Origin of the sequence: Vogesella sp. LIG4, assembly GCF_900090205.1 — a bacterium.
Lineage (GTDB): Bacteria > Pseudomonadota > Gammaproteobacteria > Burkholderiales > Chromobacteriaceae > Vogesella.
Genome location: NZ_LT607802.1, coordinates 2,305,508 through 2,329,176, shown reverse-complemented (window position 1 = coordinate 2,329,176; position 23,669 = coordinate 2,305,508). Strand labels below are relative to the sequence as shown.

Genomic DNA, 23,669 nt, shown 5'->3' with positions numbered 1-23,669 from the left:
GCATGCACCGATATTGCGCAGCCGCATATGCCATGCACCATGACATGGCATTATTCGCTTTCGCAAAGATATTTTCCAAAACGAACAAAAAAGAAAGCCGAACCCGCATTGCGGACTCGGCAAAGTACATGAACGATCAGGGGAGGAAACGTCTGAACGACGTTCGCCGGATTGGTCTGCGCCTGCCGTCGAAAGTTCCGTCACCAGGCCACAATTCATGACGTTGGCCGCACGCCGCGGCAGTGCGACAATCCCGGCTTTGCCCTGCCAGCCATAGCCCGCACATGACCCAGCCCACCTTCTTCTGGCTCGACTACGAAACCTTTGGCGCCGTGCCGCGCAGCGACCGCCCGTCGCAGTTCGCCGGCATCCGCACCGATGCCGCGCTGAACGAGATCGGCGAGCCGGTGATGCTGTACTGCCAGCCGACACCGGATTACCTGCCGGCACCGGAAGCCTGCCTGCTCACCGGCATCACCCCGCAGCTGTGCCAGCAACGCGGCGTGCCGGAGCACCAGTTTGCCGCCGCCATCGAGGCAGAGCTGGCTGCGCCCGGCACCATAGGCGTGGGCTACAACTCGATCCGCTTCGACGACGAGGTGACCCGCTTCCTGTTCTGGCGCAACCTGATCGACCCGTATGCACGCGAATGGCAGCACGGCTGCGGCCGCTGGGATCTGCTGGACGTGGTGCGCGCCACCTATGCGCTGCGCCCGGAGGGCATCGAGTGGCCGCGCCACGAGGATGGCCTGCCCAGCTTCAAGCTGGAGCACCTGTCTGCGGCCAACGGTCTGCTGCATGAGGCGGCGCATGATGCGCTGTCCGACGTGCGCGCCACCATCGCGCTGGCGCGGCTGATCCGCAACCGCCAGCCCAAGCTGTTCGAGTTCTGCCTGTCGTTGCGGCAGAAGGACACAGTGCGTCACCAGCTGTCGCTGCACGCCCCCAAGCCGCTGATCCACGTGTCCGGCATGTTCGGCAGCGCGCGCGGCAACCTGGCCATCGTCTGGCCGCTGGCCGAGCACCCCAGCAACAAGAACGAGGTACTGGTATGGGACCTCGCGCATGACCCCTCCGAACTGCTGCAACTGGATGCCGACGAGATCCGGCTGCGCTTGTTCAGCCGCAGCGACGCGCTGCCGGAGGGCGTGAGCCGGCTGCCGGTGAAGGGGCTGCACGTCAATAAGTCGCCCTTCGTGGTGAGCGACCTGCGCGTGCTCTCCCCCTCCCGTGCCGAGGCGCTGGGCATCGACATGGCGCTGATCGAGCGCCACGCCGCCATCGCCGCCGGCCTGCCCAGGCTGGATGCGCTGTGGCGGCAGGTATATCAGCGCGAGGCCGGCGGGGCGCCGGACGTGGACGAGAATCTGTACGGCGGCTTTGTCAGCAATCACGACCGCCGCTTGCTGAGCCGGCTGCGCCAGCTGACGGCGCCACAGTTGGCCGCAGAACGCCCGGTATTCGACGACAGCCAGCTCGGCCGCCTGCTGTGGCGCTACCGCGCCCGCAACTTCCCGCACAGCCTCAATGCCGAGGAAGCACGCCACTGGCAGGCCTGGTGTACGCAGAAACTGACAAGCGGCCAGCCGGGCGGGCGCAGCCATGCCAGCTACCAGCAGGAACTGGCAACGCTTGCCGCCACCGCCACGCCAGCGCAGCAGGACATCCTGCAGGCCCTGGCCGCATGGGCAGCACAGTTGCCGGGCTACGCCGGCTGATAGCCGATTCATGACCCGTGTATCGCTTATTCGTTTTGCGGATAAGCAATCTCTAAATTCATCTAAAGAGGAATAACGGCATCGGTTAGCATGGCCGCCAGTGAAATAGATTCAGACGGGATGGTCAGCATGACCCTGGGATACGTAGTGGCAGGTCTGTCGGTGGGCTTCATCGTGGGCCTTACCGGTGTGGGCGGCGGGTCGCTGATGACCCCCATCCTGCTGTGGTTCGGCATCAATCCGGCCACCGCGGTGGGTACCGACCTGCTGTATGCCTGCATCACCAAGATGGGCGGCGTGGCGGTGCATCACAAGCACAAGCATATCGACTGGCGCATTACCGGCTACCTGGCCATGGGCAGTGTCCCGGCTTCGCTCATTACCGTGCTGGCGCTGCACTACCTGAAGCTGGACCCCAAGGTGGCCAATGGCCTGATCAAGGTAATGCTGGGCTTTGCGCTGATGCTCACCGCGCTGGCCATCCTGTTCAAGCCCTTCATCCTGCGCCAGCTGGCGCGCCTGGTGCCGCAACGCCCGGCAGACCATATTCCGGTAAGTGCAACCGTTTTTACCGGCGTGGTGCTGGGCGTGATCGTTACCCTCAGCTCCATCGGCGCCGGTGCGCTGGGCACCCTGGCCATCTTCGCGCTGTACCCGTTGCTGCCCACCGCGCGCCTGGTGGGAACCGAAATCGCCCATGCGGTACCGCTGACCCTGGTGGCCGGTCTCGGCCATGCCAGCATGGGCAATATGGACTACAGCCTGCTGGGGCAGCTGCTGATCGGTTCGCTGCCGGGCATCTGGCTGGGCAGCCACATGAGCCGCCGCGTGGCCGAGCAATGGCTGCGCCCCATGCTAGCCATCATGATGGCCTTCATCGGCGCCAAGCTGGTGATGTAGCCGCTGGCTTACAAGGCAGCATGGCAGTATGTTCACAAGGCCCGGCATCGCCGGGCCTTGTGCTTTCCACCCTGCCACGGAGCCGCCATGAACGACCAGCCCAGCCTGCAGCAGCTGCTGCAACAGGAACACCAGCTTGCCCTGCCGCAGTTCAGCCATGAGCACGCCTGGCAGCTGGGCTGCCTGCTGCGCGACATGGCGCAGGCACAGGCTGCGGCGGTGGCAATAGAGATTCACGCCTATGGCCAGGTGCTGTTCAGCTGCGCCATGGCCGGCACCAGCCAGGACAACCAGCACTGGATCACCCGCAAGCGCAACAGCGTGCTGCGCTTCGGCCACAGCTCGCTGTACCTGGGCGCCTACCAGCGCAGCAAGGGCCGCGAGTTCGAGCAGCAGCCGCATATCGATGCCAGCCAGTACTGCGGCCACGGCGGCAGCTTCCCGCTGCGCCTGCAGGGCGGCGGGCTGATCGGCGCCGCCACCGTATCCGGCCTGCCGCAGCTGGAAGACCACCAGCTGGTGACCGCCGCGCTGGCCCGCCTGCTGGCCGGGCAATAGCCTTGCGGCCAACTGTGGCGCCGGCGGCAGCTGTGCGACAATGGCGGACTGATCATCACACCTCTGTTGCCATGAGTTCTTCCCTGCGTGCCGTGCTGCTGATGGGCCCTACCGCCTGTGGCAAGACCGGCCTGGCGCTGGCGCTGGCCGAGCGCTTTCCGGTCGAGATCGTCAGCGTCGATTCGGCGCTGGTCTACCGCGATATGGACATCGGCACCGCCAAGCCCACCGCGGCCGAGATGGCCAGCTGCCCGCACCACCTGATCGACATCATCGATCCCACCGAGACCTACTCCGCCGCGCAGTTTCACGCCGATGCCAACCGGCTGATCGCCGACATCTGTGCGCGCGGCAATATCCCGCTGCTGGTGGGTGGCACCATGCTGTACTACAAGGCGCTGATGGAAGGGCTGTCCGACCTGCCGCAGGGCGACGCCACCGTGCGCGCCGCGCTGGAGGCCGAGGCCGCCGCGCATGGCTGGCCGGCCATGCACGCGCAACTGGCCGCCATTGACCCGGTTACCGCCGCCCGGCTGGCGCCCAACGACTCGCAGCGCCTCGCCCGGGCGCTGGAAGTGTGCCGTCTCAGTGGCGAACCGATGTCGGCGCTGCTGGCGCGCGGCCGCGATGCTGCGGCCAACTTTGCCGCCCTGCGGCTGGCGCTGGTGCCGCGCGAGCGGCAATGGCTGCACGATCGCATCGCGCTGCGCTTCGAGCAGATGCTGGAGCAGGGCTTCCTGGACGAAGTCACCCGCGTTCGTCAGCGCTACCCCGGCCTGTCGCTGGAGCTGCCGTCGATGCGCTGCGTCGGCTACCGCCAGGCCTGGGAATACCAGGACGGCCAGTACGACTATGAGGAGCTGCGCTTTCGCGGTATTGCCGCCACGCGCCAGCTTGCCAAGCGCCAGCTCACCTGGCTGCGCTCGATGCCGGAAAACAGCGAACTGGACTGCCAGCAGGCCGATCTGCTGAGCCCGGTGGCCCGGCAAATGGAACAGTGGATCGCGGCTTGCCAAAAATAGTAACGTACGTTACTATCAACTTATGCAAGAAAATCGCCCAGCCTGCCAGAGCTTCACCGCCTGTGAACAGGCCACTGACACCATAGCCCGCAAGATGCCGGGCGCGCCGCGCGAAGAAGTGCTGCTGACGCGCCTGCTGCTGCACATCCAGCCATTCCTGATCGGCTACCTCAACGAGTCGCTCAAACCGTTCGACATGAACGAAACCACCTGGATGGCGCTGCTGGTGCTGTACGCACGCCCGGAACAGCGCATCAACCCGTCCGAGCTGTCGGATGCGCTGGCGTTTTCGCGCACCAATGCCACCCGCGTGGTGGACGACCTGTGCGAGCGTGGCCTGATCCAGCGCCTGTCCTGCGCCGATGATCGCCGCAAGACCATCCTGGTGCTGACCGAAGCCGGCCAGACCTTCATCGCCGATGCCATGCCGACACAGCGTCAGAACCTGCGCAAGCTGTGGCAGGACTTCAGCGGCGAGGAGAAAGCCTTGCTGGACAAACTGCTGCGCAAGCTGCTGGCGAAGATGGAAGACTGAGCTGCCTGTCTGCCGATGACAGCACGTACAGACTGAAACAGGTCAAACGTTTGCTTTATGTCATCATGGCCGCTGTTATGCAGGCAAGCCACGTGCTTGCCTTTTTCACCCACCAATAGTAACGCAGGTGATCATTACATGCGTAAACATAGCCCACAACGCACCCTGCTGGCCCTGGCTGCCAGCCTGCTGCTGGCCGCCTGCGCCACCCAGCACGTCGCCGGCCCGGCAACCCAGCCACTGGATGCCGCCGCCCTGGGCAGCAGCATCCAGCCGCAAGCCGTCAGCAGCAACTGGTGGCGCAAGGTACCGGATACCACCTTGCAACAGTTGATCGACAAGGCGCTGGCCGGCAACCCCGGCCTGGCCCAGGCCGATGCCCGCCTGCGCAGCGCCCGCGCCAGCAGCGAGCAGGTCGCCAGCAGCGACGGCCTGCACATCAACGGCAGCGCCGATTTCACCCGCGAACGCATCTCCAACTACGCCAACCTGCCGAGCTTCATGACCGGCGTGTGGACCAACCTGACCACGGTGGGCGTTGACCTGTCCTACCGCTTCGATTTCTGGGGCAAGACCCGCGCCCAGCTGGCCGCCAGCCGCGGCCAGGCGCACGCCGCCACGCTGGAGGCCGACGACGCCCGCCACTGGCTGGCCTGGACGGTAAGCAGCCAGTACCTGGAATGGCGCAGCGCGCAGGAAAGCCGCCAGCTGCTGCAGGATGACCTGCAACTGGCCCGCCAGCAGCTGGCACAGGCGCAGCAGAAACTGAACAGCGGCCTGAGCGCCGCCGACGAACTGGCACAGTACCGCGCCCAGCTGGCGGAAGCCGAGGAACGCCTGCAACGCAGCAGCATGCGCGAGGCGCAGGCCAGCCATGCCCTGGCGGCACTCACCGCCCAGCCGCAAAGCGCAATCGACCAGCTGCCGCCCGCCCGCCTGCCCGACTGGAACATCGACCTGCCGCAGCTGAGCACCGGCCAGCTCGGCCTGCGCGCCGACATCCTGGCCGCCCGCGAGCGGGTGGAAGCCAGCGCGGAAAACGTCAAGGCGGCCAAGGCCGACTTCTACCCGGACGTGCACATCGATGCGCTGGGCGCCTTCTCGTCGAACGAACTCAGCACCCTGTTCAACTACGGCGCCCGCTACATCCACCTGGCCCCGGCCATCACGCTGCCCATCTTCAGCAACGGCGCGCTGGATGCCCGCCTGGATGCCCGCACCGCCGAATACGACTACGCGGTAGCCAGCTACAACCAGACCCTGCTGGCCGCCATCCGCGACACCGCCGACCGCAGCAGCAGCCTGCAAGTGCTGCAACAGGCGGAAAAAGCCGCTGCGGCCAACCTGCAGGCGCGCAGCGATGCCGCTCGCAGCGTGCAGGGCCGCGTCAAGGCCGGCCTGGCAGCGCCGTCGCTGGGGCTGGCCGAGCAACGCCGCCTGCTGCAGGCACGCAGCGCCACGCTGGATACCCACACGCAACGTCTACAGGCCCAGGCCGCGCTGCTGCGCGCGCTGGGCAGCCTCCCGGCCGACAAGGAATAAGTCCATGGAACAACAACAAGCCACCCCCAACAACACCCGCCGCACCGCCCTCACCCGCCTGACCGCCGTGCTGGTGGTTGCCGGCATCGTCGGCGCCGGCTACTGGTTCTTCGAACTGCGCAACACCCAGAGCACCGACGACGCCTACGTGGCCGGCAACCTGATCCCGGTTTCCAGCCAGATCGCCGGCAACGTGGTGGCCGTGAATGCCGACGATACCCAGCAGGTTGCCGCCGGTGACGTGCTGATCAAGCTGGAACAGAGCGACGCCCGCCTGGCCTTCGACCGCGCCAAGGCCGAGCTGGCCCAGGCCGTGCGCCAGAGCCGGCAGCTGATCTCCACCAGCAGCAAGGCCGATGCGCTGCTGGCGCAACGCGAAGCCGACCTGATGCGCGCCCGCAGCGACCTGAGCCGTGCCGAGGGCGACCTGGCACGCCGCGAACAGGCCGCACGCGAACAGGCCGTGGCCGCCGAGGAAGTGCAGCACGCCCGTGATGCGGTGAATACCGCGCGCGCCAACCTGGCCGCCGCCGAAGCCGCACTGCAGGCCGGCCGCGAAGAGAAGAACGCCAGCCACGCGCTGGTGCTGGGCAGCAAGGTCGAGCAGCAGCCGGCCGTGGCGCGTGCTGCCGCCGCCGTGCGCGAAAGCTGGCTGGCGCTGTCGCGTACCGAGATCCGCGCCCCGGTGGCCGGTACCATCGCCCGTCGTAGCGCCCAGCCGGGCAGCCGCGTGCAGCCGGGTACCCCGCTGCTGGCGGTGGCCGCGCTGGACAGCGCCTGGGTGGATGCCAACTTCAAGGAAGTACAACTGAAGGAGCTGCGCATCGGCCAGCCGGTAACGCTGCATGCCGACCTGTACGGCAGCGACATCACCTACCACGGCAAGGTGGCCGGCATGGGCGCCGGCACCGGCAGCGTGTTCTCGCTGCTGCCGGCGCAGAACGCCACCGGCAACTGGATCAAGGTGGTGCAGCGCGTACCGGTGCGCATCGGCCTGGACCCGCAGGAGCTGAAAACCCACCCGCTGCGCTTCGGCCTGTCGATGAATGTCGATGTGGATACCAAGGATCAGAGCGGCCCGCTGCTGCAGGACGCACCCAAGGGCAAGCCGGTGCTGGCCACCCAGGTGTTCGACCAGCGCATGCAGGAAGCCGACCGCGTGGTAGCCGACATCATTGCGGCCAACCTGGGCCAGTAAGGGAGCTGCAGCATGGCGCATCCTCCGCTGGAAGGCCGCTCTCGCACGCTGGTGACGCTGGCGCTGTCGCTGGCCACCTTCATGCAGGTGCTGGACACCACCATCGCCAACGTGGCGATTCCCACCATCTCCGGTGACCTGGGCGCCTCCACCAGCCAGGGCACCTGGGTAATCACCTCCTTCGGCGTGGCCAATGCCATCGCGGTGCCCATCACCGGCTGGCTGGCCAAGCGCCTGGGCGAGGTGCGACTGTTCCTGATCGCCACCCTGGGCTTCGTGCTCACCTCGCTGCTGTGCGGCATCGCGCCCAGCCTGGAAACGCTGATCCTGTTCCGCGTGCTGCAAGGCGCGCTGGCCGGGCCGATGATTCCTCTGTCGCAGAGCCTGCTGTTGCAGAGCTACCCGCCGGCCAAGCGCGCCATCGCCATGGCACTATGGACCATGACCATCATCGTGGCGCCGATCTTCGGCCCCATTCTTGGCGGCTGGCTGTCGGACAACTGGCACTGGAGCTGGATCTTCTTCATCAACGTGCCGGTGGGCATCGTCGCCATCCTGCTGACCTGGCGCGAGCTGCGCCACCGCGAAACCCCCACCGTGCAGCTACCCATCGACAAGCTGGGCCTGGTACTGCTGGTGCTGGGCGTGGGCTGCCTGCAGATGATGCTGGACCGCGGCAAGGAGCTGGACTGGTTCCACTCCACCGAGATCGTGATCTACGGCGTGACCTCGCTGCTGAGCCTGTCCTACCTGGTGGTGTGGGAGCTGACCGACCGTCACCCCATCATCGACCTGTCGCTGTTCCGCGACCGCAACTTCAGCGTGGGCGTGGTCTCGGTCAGCATCGGCTTCATGCTGTACTTCGGCGCCATCGTGCTGATGCCGCTGCTGATGCAGACCCAGCTGGGCTACACCGCCACCGAGGCCGGTCTCGCCACCGCGCCCATCGGCATCCTGCCGGTGCTGCTGTCGCCGGTGATCGGCAAGAACGCGCACCGGCTGGACATGCGGGTGATCGTTACCATCAGCATGCTGATGTTCGCCTTCTGCTTCTGGTGGCGCTACGTGACCTTCAACCCGGACATGGCCTTCGTCAACCTGGCCTTGCCGCAGTTCGTGCAGGGTATCGCGCTGGCCGGCTTCTTCATGCCGCTGACCACCATCACGCTGTCGAACATGAAGCCGCAGCAGCTGGCCAGTGCCTCCAGCCTGTCCAACTTCCTGCGTACGCTGGCCGGCTCCATCGGCGCCTCGCTGTTCACCTGGCAGTGGGAGCACCGCGAGGCAGTGCACCACGTGCAGCTCACCGACCGGCTCAGCCAGTTCGACGAGGGCACCCGCCAGGCGCTGGGCAATATGCAGCAGCTGGGCATGGGCCAGGAGCAGGCGGCAGCCATGCTGGCGCGCGACGTCACCCGCCAGGGCATGTTCATGGGCGCCAACGAGATCTTCTGGCTGTGCGCCATCCTGTTCCTGGGCATTACCGGGCTGATCTGGTTCTCGCGGCCGCCCAAGGCGGTGCCGGGGGCGGCGCCCATTATCGACGCAGGCCACTAAGGGTCTGCACACGATCTGCTGCGCGTCGGCGATACGGCGTTAAAAACGTCTTCGGAATGCTCATTTACTACTTGTAAACTCCGCTTCCTCAGCCGTTTTTGCCTTGTCTCGCCCTAGCTCGCGAGGTCGTGGATATATTCTGGGCAGCTTGCGGCCAACGTTGGCCGCAAAAACAAAACCGGGCAGATGCCCGGTTTTTTATTGCCTGCGCAGTTCAGACTGCGGCGACGATGCGGATTTCCACTTTCCAGTCCGGGTGCGCCAGCTTGGCACCCACGGTGCAGCGCACCGGCGCGTGGCCTTCCGCCACCCAGGCATCCCACGCCTCGTTCATCTGGTCGAACTCGTTCAGGTCCGGCATGAAGATGGTGGCTTCGACGATGCGGCTCTTGTCGCTGCCCAGTTCGGCCAGCACCTTGTCCACCAGCGACAGCGCCTCGGCGGTTTGCGCGCGTGCGTCGCCCTGGCCGCTTTCCGGCACCTGCACGGTGTAGATCAGGCCATTGACGATAACGGCTTCGGACATGCGTTTGCCCGGAAGATGACGGTGGATGCTCATGGTGTTTCCTCCTTGTTGGTTGGCCGCATTGTACGTCAAACCACGACGCCGGCATCAAGCCGGCACAAAGCTCAGGTGCGGATACAACAAAGCCCTGCCGGGGTACGGGAGGGCTTTGTTGATAACGCCGGCAGCAGGCGCTGGCCGTGGCTTAACGCTCAGGCAGTGGCCACCGTGCGCAGGTGCTGCGCAAAACGCTGCAGCGCCTCGATGCCGCTGGCCTCGGCGCGGTTGCACCAGTCCTGCAGATCGGCCAGCAACTCGTCGCGGGTGCGCGAGGAGCGCTCCCACAGCCGGGTCAGTTCCTGGCGCATGGTGTAGATAGTGTTCAGCACCTGGCTGCTGGCCAGCACGGCGGCCAGTTGTTCGCGCTCGCCGGCCGGGGTGTCCTTGGCGTCCTGCTTCAGCCATATCTTCATCTTGCCGGCCAGGTTGGCGTTACCCAGCTCCGGCAGCTGCAGCTTGGCGGCTTCCTCGCGGCACACCGCCTTCAGCTCGCGGGCATAGCGCGATGCCACCGCGTAACGGTTGGCGATGATGGCCTGCAGATGCTCCAGGTCCAGCTGACCGCGCGATACGCCCTGCACCAGCTTGGGCGCTACCTTGCGCACCTTGGCCAGGCCCAGGATTTCCAGCATGCGGATATACATCCAGCCGATGTCAAACTCGTACCACTTGTAGGACAGCTTGGCCGAGGTACCGAAGGTGTGATGGTTGTTGTGCAGCTCTTCGCCGCCCACCAGGATGCCCCACGGGAACACGTTGGTGGCAGCATCTTCGTTCTCGAAGTTGCGGTAGCCCCAGAAGTGGCCGATACCGTTGATCACGCCGGCGGCGAAGAACGGAATCCACATCATCTGCACGGCCCATACGGAGAGGCCGGCGGCGCCGAACAGCAGCACGTCGATGGCCAGCATCAGCAGGATGCCCTTGCTGCTGCGCGGGGTGTAGATATTGCGCTCCAGCCAGTCATCCGGGGTACCGTGGCCGAACTTGTCCATGATGGACTGATCCTTGCAGGCGGCACGGTACAGCTCGGCGCCTTCCCACAATACCTTCTTGATGCCCAGCACTTGCGGGCTGTGCGGATCGTCTTCGGTTTCGCAGCGCGCATGGTGCTTGCGGTGGATGGATGCCCACTGCTTGGTAACCATGCCGGTAGTCAGCCACAGCCAGAAACGGAAGAAGTGGCTGGGAATCGGGTGCAGATCCAGCGCGCGGTGCGCCTGGTGGCGATGCAGGAAGATGGTGACGGAAGCAATGGTGATGTGGGTCAGCACCAGTGCAACCACGATGTAGCCCCACCACGGCAGGTCGATCAGACCATTAAGCCATTCCATGTTGATAGTCAAACCTCGAGGTTTACAGACGACTGGACATTTTACACTTATTAATCAGGCAAAAACCAACCCGATTTCAGTCACTTGCGACCATTGCGGCCCGGCATAAGTTCATAAGCCGGCCGAGGTAGGGTAAGATGCGGCTTCATTACGTTTCTCCAGGCCGGACCGTGAACGTCTCCAAGCATCGTCTCATTCTGGGTGGTGGCGCCCTTGTTGCCACATTTGCACTGTACAGCGGCTTTGCCTACTGGGCCGGCATCAAGGCCGAGGAAACCCTGGCCGAGCAGCACCGCATGATCGCGCAGTCCCCGGTGTTCACCATCAAGTCCCACAGCTACCAGCGCGGCTGGTTCAGCTCCGAGGAAACCACCGAGCTGGAACTGAACAAGCAGCTGGTCGGCCCCTATCTGGCCCTGCTGCCGGAAAACCTGCGCCCGCTGTTCTCCGGCACCCTGCGCTACCACCACAAGGTGAAGCACGGCCTGCTGCCCGGCCTGTTCGACTTCGACCTGCGCCCGGCACGCGCCATCGTGCGTACCGAGTTCGACATGAGCGAGGGCACCCGCAAGACGCTGCAGCGCTTCTTCGGCGATGCCGAGCCGATCACCGTGATCAACCGCCTGGGCCTGACCGGCGGCGGCGAGCTTACCGTCACCGTGCCCAAGTTCGACTACGAGGAAACCCTGGCCGGGGTGAAGATGAACTGGCAGGGCTTCAACCTGAAAGTGGACTACCGCAGCGGCTACCGCGAATACAACGTGGAATCCACCACCCCGGGCTTCGTGCTGCAGGCCGGCCCCAAGGGCCGCTTCGCCTTCGATGGCATCAAGTACCAGTCGGAGATCCGCCCCGGCGCCACCGGCGTGAAGCTGGGCACCAGTGCGCTGTCGGTTGACGACATCAAGCTCAACTGGAACGAGGCGATTCCGTACAGCATCAAGCTGAACGAGCTGATCTACCTGGTAAGCCGCGTGCGCGTGGGTGAGTTCATCAACCCGTCCGGCGAATTCCGCCCGTCGCGGGTGGAGCTGTCCAAGCTGGCCTACCAGATCGTGACCAGCGAGCAGGACGAGTACGTGAACACCCGCGGCAAGCTGGACTTCGACCGCTTCGCCTACAACGACAGCGTGTACGGCCCGCTGAAGCTGGACGTATCGGCCAACCATCTGCACGGCCCGACGCTGGTGAAGCTGGACGCGGCGCTGTCCAAGCTGCCGTTTGAAGGCAAGGACCCTTCCCTGCTGCGCAAGCGCTATATCGACACCATCATGCAGCAAGGTCTGCCGCTGCTGAAGAACGATCCCAAGCTGCTGCTGAACACCTTCTACCTGCGCATGCCCAACGGCGAAGTGAAGGCCAACGGCAGCCTGGCGCTGGCCGGCCTGCAGGATGCGGACATGAAGGACCCGATCTCCTTCCTGAAGCGTTTCAACGCCCAGGCCAGCATCGAGCTGCCGGAGCAGACGCTGCAGAACCTGGTGGTGGCACAGGCGCGCAACCTGTTCACCGTGGATGCCAGCGCCGAGGAGCAGCCGAACATGGCCGAGGTGGAAAGCCTGGCCAAGAGCCTGTTGGCCGCACAGCTGGGCGAATGGGAGCAGCAGCATCTGATCAAGCGCAACGGCGGCCAGCTGGCCACCTCGCTGCACTTCGCCTCCGGCGAGCTGCGGGTGAATCAGCAGAAGGTGAACCTGCCGTGGCAGGAAAGCGACGAGCCGGCACCGGATGCCGCCGCCTCCGCCGCCAAATAACCCCGCCCGATAAAACAAAACCCCCGCAATGCGGGGGTTTTTGTTTGCCAGCTGCCGGAAACGGCTCAACTTTCCATCATGCTTTGCAGGTAGTTCTGCAGCCCCAGCCTGTCGATCAGGCCCAGCTGCGTTTCCAGCCAGTCGATGTGTTCTTCTTCGCTTTCCAGTATTTCGGTCAACAGGTCGCGCGTCACGTAGTCCTTGGCGCCCTCGCAGTAGGCAATCGCCTCGCGGAACAGCGGCACGCCCTCCATCTCCAGCTTCAGGTCGCACGCCAGCATTTCCTGGGCGTGTTCGCCAATGTACAGCTTGCCCAGATCCTGCAGATTGGGCAGCCCTTCCAGAAACAGGATGCGCTCGATCAGCCGGTCGGCATGCTTCATTTCGTCGATGGATTCGTGGTACTCGTGCTCGTTGAGCGCCTGCAGCCCCCAGTTCTTGAACATGCGCGCATGCAGGAAATACTGGTTGATGGCTGTCAGCTCGTTACGCAGTATCTGGTTCAGATACTTGATGACTTTCTTGTCGCCTTGCATTGCCGCCCTCCCGCCCGGAACAATGTCTGGAGTATGGCAGACGACAATGTAATATCAAGCGAGGCGCCGGCAACGGCGATGGGGAGGGAAAAGGGTCAGGCAGCAGCCAGTTCCGGCTCGCTGATCTGCAGCAGCACTTCCTTGCGCAACTGGTTGGCACTGCAGGCGCAACGGCCGCATTCGCTTGCCACGCCCAGTTCCTTTGCCAGATCGCTCATGCGGGTGGCACCATTGGCAACCGCACTGCGAATCTCGCGGTCGGTAATGCCGTGGCAAAGGCAGACGTACATGATGCAGCACCCGTATCAAGAATTAATCTCAGTTATTCGATCATAAAGATAACTGAGAACGATTGTCAATACATGAACGGAGCACAGCATGCAATGGAAACCCAATACCACGGTTGCCGCGCTGATCGAGCGTGACGGACGCTTCCTGATGGTGCGCGAGCAGACGCCGCAAGGGGTGCGCCTCAACCAGCCTGCCGGCCACCTGGAATACGCGGAAACCCTGCCCGCCGCCGTGGCGCGCGAGGCGCTGGAGGAAACCGGCTACCGTGCCACCGCCACCGCGCTGGTGGGCATCTACCTGGCCGACAAGGAAGACGGCAGCGACGTGACCTACCTGCGCTTTGCCTTTGCCTGCGATGCCGAGGCGCAGCCCAGCAGCGCCACACTGGACGAGGGCATTATCGAGGCGCTGTGGCTGAGCGCGGACGAGATCCGCGCGCAGCAGGCGATCTGGCGCAGCCCGCTGGTGGGACGCTGCATCGACGACTACCTGGCTGGCCAGCGCCTGCCGCTGACCGTGATCCACCACCAGGCACGCTGAACATGCGCCGCGGCTGGCTGTGCCTGCTGTGGCTGGCGCTGTGCGCCCTGCCCGCGTGTGCGGAGGAGCTAAGCGTCTGTTACCATTACGGTTGCGATCAGATCAGCACCATCGAGGTGGGCGAAGAAACGCTGGGCTGGATGAACCGGCGCCTGTTGGACGCCGCCAGCGCAGACGAAGAACGCGCCGCGCTGCAGGATGTGGTGCTGGCCTATTACCAGTTGGCCGCACAGACCACGCCGATTGCCGCCGACCGTGCCGGCAATCACGAGGATGCCCGCATCCTCGGCCGCATGGACTGCGTTGACCACAGCCGCAATATCGACCAGCTGCTGGAACTGCTGGATGCACATCACTGGCTGCATTACCACCATGTTGCCGGCATCGTATACCGCGCCCCCCTGCTGCTGGACCAGCATTTTGCCGTCGGCCTGGACAACATCGACAGCGCGGAGCACTGGGTCATCGATAGCTGGCCACGAGACTTCGGGGCACCACCACTGGTGGTGCCTCTTGCACTTTGGAAGGAAGGATTTTCCCCGTGACGGGTAAGAAACGTATTGTCGTCGGCATGTCCGGCGGTGTGGATTCGTCGGTAACCGCCTGGCTGCTCAAGCAGCAGGGGCACGAGGTGATCGGCGTGTTCATGCAGAACTGGGAAGACGACAACGACGACGAATACTGCTCCATCAAGCAGGACGCACTGGACGCCATGAGCGTGGCCGACATCGTCGGCATCGACATGGAGATCGTCAACTTCGCCAAGGAATACAAGGACCGCGTGTTCTCGTACTTCCTCAAGGAATACTCGGCCGGCCGCACCCCCAACCCGGACGTGCTGTGCAATGCCGAGATCAAGTTCAAGGCCTTCCTCGACTACGCCATGGAACTGGGGGCCGACTGCATCGCCACCGGCCACTACGCGCGCAAACTGGAGCGCGACGGCGTGCACTACCTGATGAAGGGCGTGGACCCGGGCAAGGACCAGAGCTACTTCCTGTACCGCCTGCAGCAGCACCAGCTGGCCAAATCCTTGTTCCCGCTGGGCGATATCCACAAGAGCGAGGTGCGCCGCCTGGCCGAGGAAGCCGGCCTGCCCACCGCCGCCAAGAAGGACTCCACCGGCATCTGCTTCATCGGCGAGCGCCCGTTCCGCGAGTTCCTGCAGCGCTACCTGCCCACCAAGCCGGGCGAGATGATCACCCCGGACGGCAAAACCGTGGGCGAACACATCGGCCTGATGTACTACACCCTGGGCCAGCGCAAGGGCCTGAACATCGGTGGCAGCAAGGATGGCAACGGCGAGCCTTGGTTTGTTGGCGGCAAGGATATTCCGGGCAACAAGCTGATCGTGGTGCAGGGCCATGACCACCCGCTGCTGCTCAAGCCAGCGCTGCAGATGGACGACCTGTCGTGGACGCTGCCGCAGCCGCCGACGGCCGGCGACTACGCCGCCAAGAACCGCTACCGCATGGCCGACGCCGGCTGCAGCCTGTCGCCCATTGTCGAGGGCAAGGCCACGCTGACCTTCCGCGACAAGCAGTGGGCGGTTACCCCTGGCCAGTCCGCCGTGCTGTACGACGGTGACATCTGCCTGGGCGGCGGCATCATCCAGTAATACCTGCCATGCGGCCAACCCTGGCCGCCTGCCTGCAAAAAAAACAGCCGGGTCAGGTAACCCGGCTGTTTTCATGTGCGGCCCGCTTCAACCCTGGCTGCTGAACGGCAGCGGCTGTGACAGCACCAGTTCCACCTCGCAATCCAGCACCACCCCGTAAGTGGGCATGGTCACCACCGCATTGTCGATGCCGATGGCCGCCAGGTTGCGGCGCAGCCGGTACAGCAGGTTGTAGTAGCTGGAATCGGACACCAACGTCCAGCGCCCACCCCATACCAGGCGAATCAGCGCCTCCTTCTGCAAGCCCTCGCGCGTAATGCCGCGCAGCAGCGTGTATTCATTACTGCTGACTTTGACGCGCGCGCCGGATACCGGGTTGATGACCTCGCGCTGGGTGGATAACTGGATGCGTTTCGACATTGGATAGACCTGCAAGCTGCTCTGCACCGCACCGACATGGGAAGCCGGGCGGCAACTGATTGATGCTGCATCTTCGACCGCATAAAGTGTGCGGTCAATGTCATTTTGAATGATTTTATGATTTTGAATGAATTGAACATTTCAATGCATGAAATGCACATTTCTTGCCAAGGCGAATAATTACCAGTACCCTGCAGACACCACCCTCCCCCAAGCAAACCCATGTCCGAACAAGAGTTCGTCACCACCCGGCAGGCGGCCGAAGTCATCGGCGTCAGCTACACCACCATCCAGCGCATGGTGGAACAGGGGCTGTTGAAAGCCTGGAAAACCACCGGCGGCCACCGCCGCATCAGCCGTGCCTCGCTGAACGCCTATATCACCGGCAAGGCCTCGCGCAAGCTGCGCTCGCAGCTACTGGTCTACCACGTGGAAAAACAGGAAGAGAAACGCCAGCAGCTGGCACAGATGCTGGAAGCCTGGAAACTGCCCTTGCAGGTGCGCGCCTTCAACGACGGCATCAGCGCGCTGGTGGCCATCGGCCAGGAACGGCCGGACGTGCTGATCATCGACCTGCTGATGCCGGGCGTCAGCGCCTTCGACCTGCTGCAGTTGCTGCAGCAGCCGGAGCACCCGCTGGAGGGCATCGACATCGTGCTGACCAGCGACATGGACAACGATATGGTGCAGCAGTGGGCCAGCCTGCCGGCCAATGTGGTGTTCTACGGCTACCCGCTGCCGCAGCAGCAGATGCAGGGCTACTTCCAGGCCAAGGCGCAGATGCTCTAGCCTGCTGGGCAAAAAAAAACCGGCGTTATCGCCGGTTTTTTTCAGGCTGCGGACAAAGTGCCTTGCTTGGACTCACCAGACTCGGCAACGCCGGGCCGCTCCGGCCAGCTCTTTGAACCGGCAGCCTTCCCGTTTACAAAACAACGTCCTTTCGTGAGGCGAAAGGACGTTGTCAACGCGCTCAAAAAACCGGCTCCGCGCCGGTTTTTTTCTTGAAGGTTGGCCGCAAGCTAGCGCCGCGCCAGCAGCAGCCCCATCCCTGCCCCGCCCAGCAGCACGCCGCAGCCACGGTTGAACAGCCGCTGGCCGCGCGCAGTGGCCAGCCAGCGGTTCAGCTGCGTGCCCAGCGCCGAATAGATGGCGATGGCCACCACTTCCAGCAGCAGGAAAGCGCACCCCAGCTGCAGGAACTGCGCTGCCACCGGCCGGGTGGCGTCGACGAACTGCGGCAGGAAGGCAGTGAATACCAGGATGGCCTTGGGGTTGCCGGCCGCCACCAGGAACTCCTGGCGCGCCAGTGCCAGCAGGCTCAGCGGCGGGCGGGCATCGCGCACCGCATTGGCACGCAGCGGCGCGCGCCACAGCTGGATGGCCAGCCAGAACAGGTAGCCGGCGCCCACCAGCTTGATCACCGTGAACAGCACGGCCGACTCCAGCAGCAGCACCGCCAGCCCGGCGGCGGCCAGCGCAATCATGCCGGCAAAGGCCAGCAGGCGGCCGGCGCCGGCAAGGCAGGCACGGCTGAAGCCGTAGCGGGTGGCATTGCTGATCGACAGCAGATTATTCGGCCCCGGCGCCATATTGATGGCGAAACAGGCGGGCAGGAACAGCAGCAGCGCGGTAAAGGACATCGTGAACTCCCCCGGTAAAGAACAGCCGCGGCAACGGCAGGAAGCACCAGCTTAGCGGCAGACGGCCGCGTGCTTCAAGCACCATGCCGCCGTACTGCCCAGACGCACAGGTCGCCGGATCACAATAAAACAAAACCCGCCGGCGGCGGGTTTGTGACGGGCTTGCGGCCAACCTTGCGCCTACACCGGCGCGCGCTTGGCCAGCTTGAGCTTGCCGGACAGCCAGGTGTGGTCGTAGCTGACGATCTCGAACGGGTTGCCGAACGGGTCCACGAACGACAGCGAGCAGAAGAAGCTCTGGTCGCGCACGCTGTCGCGGGCAATGGTCTGGCCTTCACTGTTGAGCACGCGCTCGCCGGCCAGCTGGTCGATCCACTCCAGGAAATCCTGCCCACTCACCACGAAGGCGATGGCGCCGGAAATCGCCGTCGCACCGTCTTCCTGGCTGATGGCCAGGCGTACGGAGCCGCTGGGATTGGCCATCATGATGACGCCGTGCGGCCCATCCTGCATGTGGCGGTAACGCGCATCCGGCGTCAGGCCCAGCACGCGGCTGTACCAGTCGGTGGCGCGCGCACTGTCGCTGACGCGGATGTGGATGTGATCGATCTTGCCCAGGCTACGCATGCTATCCCCTAACCAGGCTGCCACCGGTTTGTGGCAACCAATATTTGATTCTAACCGGTTTTATCCATAACACCGCAAACACTATGGCTTTGCGGCCAACAATGGCGCCAGATAACGCCCGGTGTGGCTGGCCGGGTTGGCCGCAACCTGCTCCGGCGTGCCGCTGGCGATGATCTGGCCACCGCCGGCGCCGCCTTCCGGCCCCAGGTCGATCAGCCAGTCGGCAGTCTTGATCACGTCCAGATTGTGCTCGATCACCACCACGGTATTGCCGTTCTCGCGCAGGCGGTGCAGCACCTGCAGCAGCAGGTCGATATCGTGGAAATGCAGGCCGGTGGTCGGCTCGTCCAGAATGTACAGCGTGCGGCCGGTATCGCGCTTGGACAGTTCCAGCCCCAGCTTCACCCGCTGCGCCTCGCCGCCGGACAGCGTGGTGGCGCTCTGACCCAGGCGGATGTAACCGAGGCCCACGTCCATCAGCGTCTTCAGCTTGCGCGCCACGGTGGGCACCGCGCTGAAGAACTCCTGCGCCTGCTCCACCGTCATCTCCAGCACCTCGGTGATGTTCTTGCCCTTGTACTGCACTTCCAGCGTTTCGCGGTTGTAGCGCTTGCCGTGGCACACATCGCAAGGCACGTACACGTCCGGCAGGAAGTGCATCTCCACCTTGATGACGCCATCGCCCTGGCAGGCCTCGCAGCGGCCGCCCTTGACGTTGAAGGAGAAGCGCCCCGGCCCGTAGCCGCGCTCGCGCGACAGCGGCACACCGGAGAACAGCTCGCGGATAGGCGTGAACAGGCCGGTGTAGGTGGCCGGGTTGGAGCGCGGCGTGCGGCCGATCGGGCTCTGGTCGACGTTGATCACCTTGTCCAGCTGCTCCAGCCCCTTCACCACGCGGTAGGGCGACGGCTCCTCACTGGCGCCGTTCAGGTCGCGGGCGGCGATCTTGTACAGCGTGTCGTTGATCAGCGTGGACTTGCCGGAGCCGGACACGCCGGTAATGCACACCAGCATGCCCAGCGGCAGCTGCAGCGTTACGTCCTTGAGGTTGTTGCCGCTGGCGCCTTCCAGCGTCAGCGTGCGCTCCGCGTTCACCTCGCGGCGCTCGCCCGGCAGCGCAATGCTGCGGCGGCCGGACAGGAAATCGCCGGTAACGGAATCGGTGCAGCTCGCCACTTCGTCCGGCGTGCCGGCCACCAGCACATTGCCGCCGTGCTCGCCGGCGCCCGGCCCCATGTCCACCAGGTAGTCGGCGGCGCGGATGGCGTCTTCGTCGTGCTCCACCACGATGACGCTGTTGCCCAGGTCGCGCAGCCGCATCAGCGTGGCCAGCAGGCGGTCGTTGTCGCGCTGGTGCAGGCCGATGGACGGCTCGTCCAGCACATACATCACGCCGGTGAGGCCGGAGCCGATCTGGCTGGCCAGACGAATGCGCTGTGCCTCGCCGCCGGACAGGGTATCGGCGGAACGCGCCAGGCACAGGTAGTCCAGGCCGACGTTATTCAGGAACGACACCCGCTCGCTGATTTCCTTGACGATCTTCTCCGCCACCGCCTGCTTGTGGCCGGCGAACTCCAGCGCGCCAAAGAAGTTGGCCGCATCCTTCAGCGACATCTGGTTGATCTGGTGCAGGGTCTTGCGGCCAACGAAGATATGTCGCGCTTCCTTGCGCAGCCGCGAGCCGCTGCAGGACGGGCAGCACTGGTTGTTCTGGTACTTGGCCAGTTCCTCGCGCACGGTGCTGGAATCGGTTTCGCGGTAGCGGCGCTCCAGGTTGGGGATGATGCCCTCGAAGCTGTGCGCGCGCTGGAACTTGGTGCCGCGCTCGGACTGGTAGGTAAAGTTGATTTCCTCGCGCCCGGAGCCGTGCAGCACCACGTGCTGCACACGCTGCGGCAGGTCCTCGAACGACAGGTCCAGCGAGAAGTCGTAATGCTCGGCCAGCGCCTGCAGCATCTGGTAGTAGAACTGGTTGCGGCGATCCCAGCCCTTGATGGCACCGGCAGCCAGTGTCAGCTCCGGGTGTGCCACCACACGCTTGGGGTCGAAGAAGGTGATCTCGCCCAGGCCGTCGCACTTGGGGCAGGCGCCCATCGGGTTGTTGAAGGAGAACAGCCGCGGCTCCAGCTCCGGCAGGCTGTAGCTGCACACCGGGCAGGCGAACTTGGCGGAGAACCAGTGCTCCTGGTTGCTATCCATCTCCACCGCAATGGCACGGCCGTCGGCATGGCGCAGCGCGGTCTCGAAGCTTTCCGCCAGCCGCTGCTGCATGTCGGCGCGCACCTTGAGGCGGTCGATCACCACCTCCACGGTGTGCTTCTTGTTCTTGTCGAGCTTGGGCACCGCCTCCAGCTCGTACACCTCGCCATCCACGCGCACGCGCACGAAACCCTGCGCGCGCAGGTCTTCGAACAGGTCGAGGTTCTCGCCCTTGCGGCCAACGATGACCGGCGCCAGGATCATCACCCGCGTTTCCGCCGGCAGCGCCAGCACATGGTCCACCATCTGACTTACCGTCTGCGAGGCCAGCGGTACATCGTGATCCGGGCAATGCGGGTCGCCAACGCGGGCGTACAGCAGGCGCAGGTAGTCGTGGATCTCGGTAACGGTGCCCACGGTGGAGCGCGGGTTGTGGCTGGTGGCCTTCTGCTCGATGGAGATCGCCGGCGACAGGCCCTCGATCAGGTCCACGTCCGGTTTTTCCATCAGCTGCAGGAACTGGCGGGCGTAGGCGGACAGGCTTTCCACGTAGCGGCGCTGCCCTTCGGCATACAGCGTATCGAAGGCCAGCGACGACTTGCCGGAGCCGGACAGGCCGGTGATCACCACCAGTTGGTGCCGTGGCAGGTCGAGGTTGACGTTCTTGAGGTTGTGGGTGCGCGCACCGCGGATGCGGATGGAATCCATGCCTGTCTCACCGTGATTCGGGGAACCCGCTACTATACCGGACTTGCCACCCGCCACTCCACCCGCCCGGCAATGTGGCCATTGCCGCTTAACAACGCCCGCTGTCGTCGCGCTACGGCCTTGCTCACGAAAAATCCCTCCTTGCATGGCAACCCTATGCTGCGCCGGGATTTTTCATTCTCACCTTGTCTTGCCGCGACTTGTCTCGCCCGGAAACCGGGGTTTCCGAGCCACCATATTGTTACCTGTTGAAACGCACCGCCCAGCCCGCACGCGCTACACTTGCCGCGCCATTCGCCTGTTGCGAACGCGCCAACGGTATTTTTACGCCCGAACCCATTCCGAATGAATGCACTTGAACTGCGCGCCAGCCTGGGGCTGGCCGGTATCTACGCCCTGCGCATGCTGGGCATGTTCCTGATCCTGCCGGTATTCGCCCTGTACGCCACCACGCTGCGCGGCGCCGACAACCACGCCCTGATCGGCCTGGCGCTGGGCAGCTACGGCCTGGTGCAGGCCATCCTGCAACTGCCGCTGGGCATGCTGTCCGACAAGGTTGGCCGCAAGAAGGTGATCTACTTCGGCCTGCTGCTGTTCGCAGTCGGCAGCTTCGTCGCTGGCAGCGCCCACGACATCGGCTGGCTGATCGCCGGGCGGGTGATCCAGGGCGCCGGCGCCATCTCCGCCGCCATTACCGCGCTGCTGGCCGACCTCACCCGCGAAGAGAACCGCACCCGCGCCATGGCCATGATAGGCATGAGCATCGGCACCACCTTCGCCGTCAGCCTGGTGCTGGGCCCGCTGCTGGCCAAACACATCGGCGTGAACGGCATCTTCGACCTTACCGGCATCCTGTCGCTGATGGCGCTGGTGGGGGTATGGAAAGTGATTCCGGACCCGCAGGTATCGCGCTTCCACTCCGACGCCGAGGCCAACACCAAGCGCCTGCCGGCGGTGCTGCGCCACCCGGAGCTGCTGCGCCTCAACTACGGCATCTTCGTGCTGCACGCCGCGCAGATGGCGATGTTCGTCACCATCCCGTTCGCGCTGACCAGCACCGGCCATCTGGACAAGGCCGAACACTGGCGGGTGTACCTGCCGGTGGTAGTGGCCGGCTTCTTCCTGATGGTGCCGGCCATCATCTACGGCGAGAAAAAAGCCCGCCTCAAGCAGGTATTCGTGGCTGCGGTGGCGCTGATGACCGCCGCGCAGCTGGGCATGGCGCTGGCGCTGTCCAGCTTCTGGATGATCGTGATCTGGCTGACGCTGTACTTCATCGCCTTCAACATCCTGGAAGCCACCCTGCCCTCGCTGATTTCCAAGATCGCACCGGCCGACGCCAAGGGCACCGCCATCGGCGTGTATAATACGTCGCAATCCATCGGCCTGTTCCTGGGCGCCGCACTGGGCGGCTGGCTGTACGGCCGCTTCGGCCCGGCCGGCGTGTTCGGCTTCACCAGCGTGCTGATGGCCAGCTGGCTGATCCTGGCCGCCACCATGACCCCGCCCAAGGCGGTCAAGTCCCAGATGATCCACCTCGACGACGACTGGCAGGGCGACAGCGCCGTTCTGTCGCGCCAGCTGCTGGCGCTGGAAGGTGTCAGCGAAGTAGTGATCATCCCGGACGAAGGCGTGGCCTATCTGAAGGTATCGCAGCAGGGCTGGGACGAAGCAGGCGTGCGCCGCCTGCTGTCCGCCAAGCCGTAGTCATGAACAGGCCGGCACGCTACACTGCGCAGGCTGCGTACAACGCAACCCCGCGCGCGATTGAATTTTCCGGAGAACTGCATGAACAGCATTACTTTTGATGGCCGCCTGGCCGCCGACGCCGAGCTGCGTTACACCCCCAGCGGCGAACCGGTACTGAGCTTCCGCGTGGCCAGCGACATCGGCTTTGGCGAGCGCAAGACCACCAACTGGTTCAGCTGCCAGGTATGGGGCAAGCGTGGCGAATCGCTGAAGAACTACCTGGCCAAGGGCCAGCAGGTAACCGTGTACGGCCAGCTCACCCTGCGCGAGTGGACCGACAAGGAAGGCATCAAGCGCACCTCGCCGGACGTACGCGTGAACGAACTGAGCCTGCAAGGCGGCCGCCGCGACGACATGCCGCCGATGGACGACGGCTACAGCGCCCCGGCCCCGCGTTCGGAAGCCCCGTCCGCCCCGCCGGCAGCCCCGCGCCGCATGGAGCCGAAACCGGCCCCGCGCATGGACGACATGGACGACGATATTCCGTTCTAAATCCACGCAGCTTGTTGCTGAAATAAAAGCCCGCACCCCTGAGGATGCGGGCTTTTTTCATTTGCTTTGCGGATCACGCTGCATTTCGCGGGCTCGTAGTGATTCCATGCAACTACTGGCTGGTGAAATGGTGGGTTAGGCTGTTCGGAGAGGGCTGCAGGTAGAC

The 23,669-nt window shown here is 64.5% G+C and carries 23 protein-coding genes; 15 read left to right on the top strand and 8 right to left on the bottom strand.

The genetic code is table 11. The features are described from left to right. Positions 1–284: 284 nt before the first annotated feature. From sbcB to PSELUDRAFT_RS10925, 8 genes are all read left to right on the top strand, one after another. Positions 285–1,718 carry an exodeoxyribonuclease I gene (gene sbcB / locus PSELUDRAFT_RS10960; protein WP_088966878.1) on the top strand — a complete coding sequence of 478 codons (1,434 nt, stop codon included), beginning with the start codon at positions 285–287 and terminating at the stop codon, positions 1,716–1,718. A 129-nt stretch (positions 1,719–1,847) separates the two neighbouring features. Next, entirely contained in the window at positions 1,848–2,618 is a 771-nt protein-coding gene (locus PSELUDRAFT_RS10955) for a sulfite exporter TauE/SafE family protein (RefSeq protein ID WP_088968470.1), read from the top strand. A gap of 87 nt (positions 2,619–2,705) precedes the next feature. After that, a complete protein-coding gene (locus PSELUDRAFT_RS10950; RefSeq protein ID WP_088966877.1) occupies positions 2,706–3,176 on the top strand; it encodes a heme-degrading domain-containing protein in 471 nt (156 codons plus the stop codon). A gap of 71 nt (positions 3,177–3,247) precedes the next feature. Then, positions 3,248–4,198, top strand: coding sequence for a tRNA (adenosine(37)-N6)-dimethylallyltransferase MiaA (gene miaA / locus PSELUDRAFT_RS10945; RefSeq protein WP_088966876.1), 951 nt, complete (start codon positions 3,248–3,250; stop codon positions 4,196–4,198). Positions 4,199–4,220: 22 nt separating this feature from the next. Next, a complete protein-coding gene (locus PSELUDRAFT_RS10940; RefSeq protein WP_088966875.1) occupies positions 4,221–4,733 on the top strand; it encodes a MarR family transcriptional regulator in 513 nt (170 codons plus the stop codon). 138 nt (positions 4,734–4,871) lie between these two features. After that, positions 4,872–6,275, top strand: coding sequence for an efflux transporter outer membrane subunit (locus PSELUDRAFT_RS10935; protein ID WP_157725094.1), 1,404 nt, complete (start codon positions 4,872–4,874; stop codon positions 6,273–6,275). Positions 6,276–6,279: 4 nt separating this feature from the next. Further along, on the top strand, positions 6,280–7,473 hold the full coding sequence (locus PSELUDRAFT_RS10930) for an HlyD family efflux transporter periplasmic adaptor subunit (RefSeq protein WP_088966873.1): 1,194 nt from the start codon (positions 6,280–6,282) through the stop codon (positions 7,471–7,473). A 12-nt stretch (positions 7,474–7,485) separates the two neighbouring features. Further along, positions 7,486–9,030 (top strand): DHA2 family efflux MFS transporter permease subunit, encoded by a 1,545-nt coding sequence (locus PSELUDRAFT_RS10925; RefSeq protein WP_157725093.1) that lies wholly within the window; start codon positions 7,486–7,488, stop codon positions 9,028–9,030. A 214-nt stretch (positions 9,031–9,244) separates the two neighbouring features. Here the strand turns inward: PSELUDRAFT_RS10925 and PSELUDRAFT_RS10920 are convergent, their stop codons facing one another. Then, a complete protein-coding gene (locus PSELUDRAFT_RS10920; protein ID WP_162291252.1) occupies positions 9,245–9,589 on the bottom strand; it encodes a RidA family protein in 345 nt (114 codons plus the stop codon). A gap of 158 nt (positions 9,590–9,747) precedes the next feature. Then, positions 9,748–10,929, bottom strand: coding sequence for a fatty acid desaturase (locus PSELUDRAFT_RS10915; protein WP_088966872.1), 1,182 nt, complete (start codon positions 10,927–10,929; stop codon positions 9,748–9,750). Between the two features lie 170 nt (positions 10,930–11,099). Between PSELUDRAFT_RS10915 and PSELUDRAFT_RS10910 the strand changes: the two genes are divergently transcribed. After that, positions 11,100–12,683 carry a YdgA family protein gene (locus PSELUDRAFT_RS10910; RefSeq protein WP_231895195.1) on the top strand — a complete coding sequence of 528 codons (1,584 nt, stop codon included), beginning with the start codon at positions 11,100–11,102 and terminating at the stop codon, positions 12,681–12,683. A 65-nt stretch (positions 12,684–12,748) separates the two neighbouring features. On the opposite strand, the gene bfr is transcribed toward PSELUDRAFT_RS10910, so the two are convergent. Continuing rightward, positions 12,749–13,219 (bottom strand): bacterioferritin, encoded by a 471-nt coding sequence (bfr, locus tag PSELUDRAFT_RS10905; protein ID WP_088966870.1) that lies wholly within the window; start codon positions 13,217–13,219, stop codon positions 12,749–12,751. A gap of 95 nt (positions 13,220–13,314) precedes the next feature. Then, entirely contained in the window at positions 13,315–13,509 is a 195-nt protein-coding gene (locus PSELUDRAFT_RS10900; protein WP_088966869.1) for a (2Fe-2S)-binding protein, read from the bottom strand. A gap of 88 nt (positions 13,510–13,597) precedes the next feature. On the opposite strand from PSELUDRAFT_RS10900, the gene PSELUDRAFT_RS10895 reads away from it, so the two are divergent. Genes PSELUDRAFT_RS10895 through mnmA form a run of 3 tightly spaced genes read left to right on the top strand, consistent with a single transcriptional unit; the run spans position 13,598 to position 15,668 of the window. Continuing rightward, entirely contained in the window at positions 13,598–14,050 is a 453-nt protein-coding gene (locus PSELUDRAFT_RS10895) for an NUDIX hydrolase (RefSeq protein ID WP_088966868.1), read from the top strand. Between the two features lie 2 nt (positions 14,051–14,052). Then, on the top strand, positions 14,053–14,595 hold the full coding sequence (locus tag PSELUDRAFT_RS10890) for a hypothetical protein (protein WP_088966867.1): 543 nt from the start codon (positions 14,053–14,055) through the stop codon (positions 14,593–14,595). Further along, complete coding sequence (gene mnmA, locus PSELUDRAFT_RS10885) at positions 14,592–15,668, top strand: tRNA 2-thiouridine(34) synthase MnmA (RefSeq protein WP_088966866.1); 1,077 nt, start codon at positions 14,592–14,594, stop codon at positions 15,666–15,668. The genes PSELUDRAFT_RS10890 and mnmA overlap by 4 nt, the downstream gene beginning before the upstream one ends. Positions 15,669–15,755: 87 nt before the next feature. Here mnmA and PSELUDRAFT_RS10880 read toward each other — a convergent pair whose 3' ends face one another. Next, positions 15,756–16,088 (bottom strand): hypothetical protein, encoded by a 333-nt coding sequence (locus PSELUDRAFT_RS10880; protein WP_088966865.1) that lies wholly within the window; start codon positions 16,086–16,088, stop codon positions 15,756–15,758. Positions 16,089–16,310: 222 nt separating this feature from the next. Between PSELUDRAFT_RS10880 and PSELUDRAFT_RS10875 the strand changes: the two genes are divergently transcribed. Continuing rightward, positions 16,311–16,877: an excisionase family DNA-binding protein gene (locus PSELUDRAFT_RS10875; RefSeq protein WP_088966864.1), complete on the top strand. Its 567-nt coding sequence runs from the start codon at positions 16,311–16,313 to the stop codon at positions 16,875–16,877. 230 nt (positions 16,878–17,107) lie between these two features. Here the strand turns inward: PSELUDRAFT_RS10875 and PSELUDRAFT_RS10870 are convergent, their stop codons facing one another. From PSELUDRAFT_RS10870 to uvrA, 3 genes are all read right to left on the bottom strand, one after another. Beyond that, positions 17,108–17,728: a LysE family translocator gene (locus tag PSELUDRAFT_RS10870; protein ID WP_088966863.1), complete on the bottom strand. Its 621-nt coding sequence runs from the start codon at positions 17,726–17,728 to the stop codon at positions 17,108–17,110. 180 nt (positions 17,729–17,908) lie between these two features. Further along, the gene (locus PSELUDRAFT_RS10865) at positions 17,909–18,355 is read right to left on the bottom strand and encodes a VOC family protein (RefSeq protein ID WP_088966862.1); all 447 of its coding nucleotides are present in this window, start codon (positions 18,353–18,355) and stop codon (positions 17,909–17,911) included. Between the two features lie 81 nt (positions 18,356–18,436). After that, the gene (gene uvrA / locus PSELUDRAFT_RS10860; protein ID WP_088966861.1) at positions 18,437–21,262 is read right to left on the bottom strand and encodes an excinuclease ABC subunit UvrA; all 2,826 of its coding nucleotides are present in this window, start codon (positions 21,260–21,262) and stop codon (positions 18,437–18,439) included. Between the two features lie 345 nt (positions 21,263–21,607). On the opposite strand from uvrA, the gene PSELUDRAFT_RS10855 reads away from it, so the two are divergent. After that, positions 21,608–22,969: an MFS transporter gene (locus PSELUDRAFT_RS10855; RefSeq protein WP_088966860.1), complete on the top strand. Its 1,362-nt coding sequence runs from the start codon at positions 21,608–21,610 to the stop codon at positions 22,967–22,969. An 81-nt stretch (positions 22,970–23,050) separates the two neighbouring features. After that, positions 23,051–23,503, top strand: a complete 453-nt coding sequence (locus tag PSELUDRAFT_RS10850) for a single-stranded DNA-binding protein (protein WP_088966859.1) — start codon at positions 23,051–23,053, stop codon at positions 23,501–23,503. Positions 23,504–23,669: the final 166 nt, after the last annotated feature.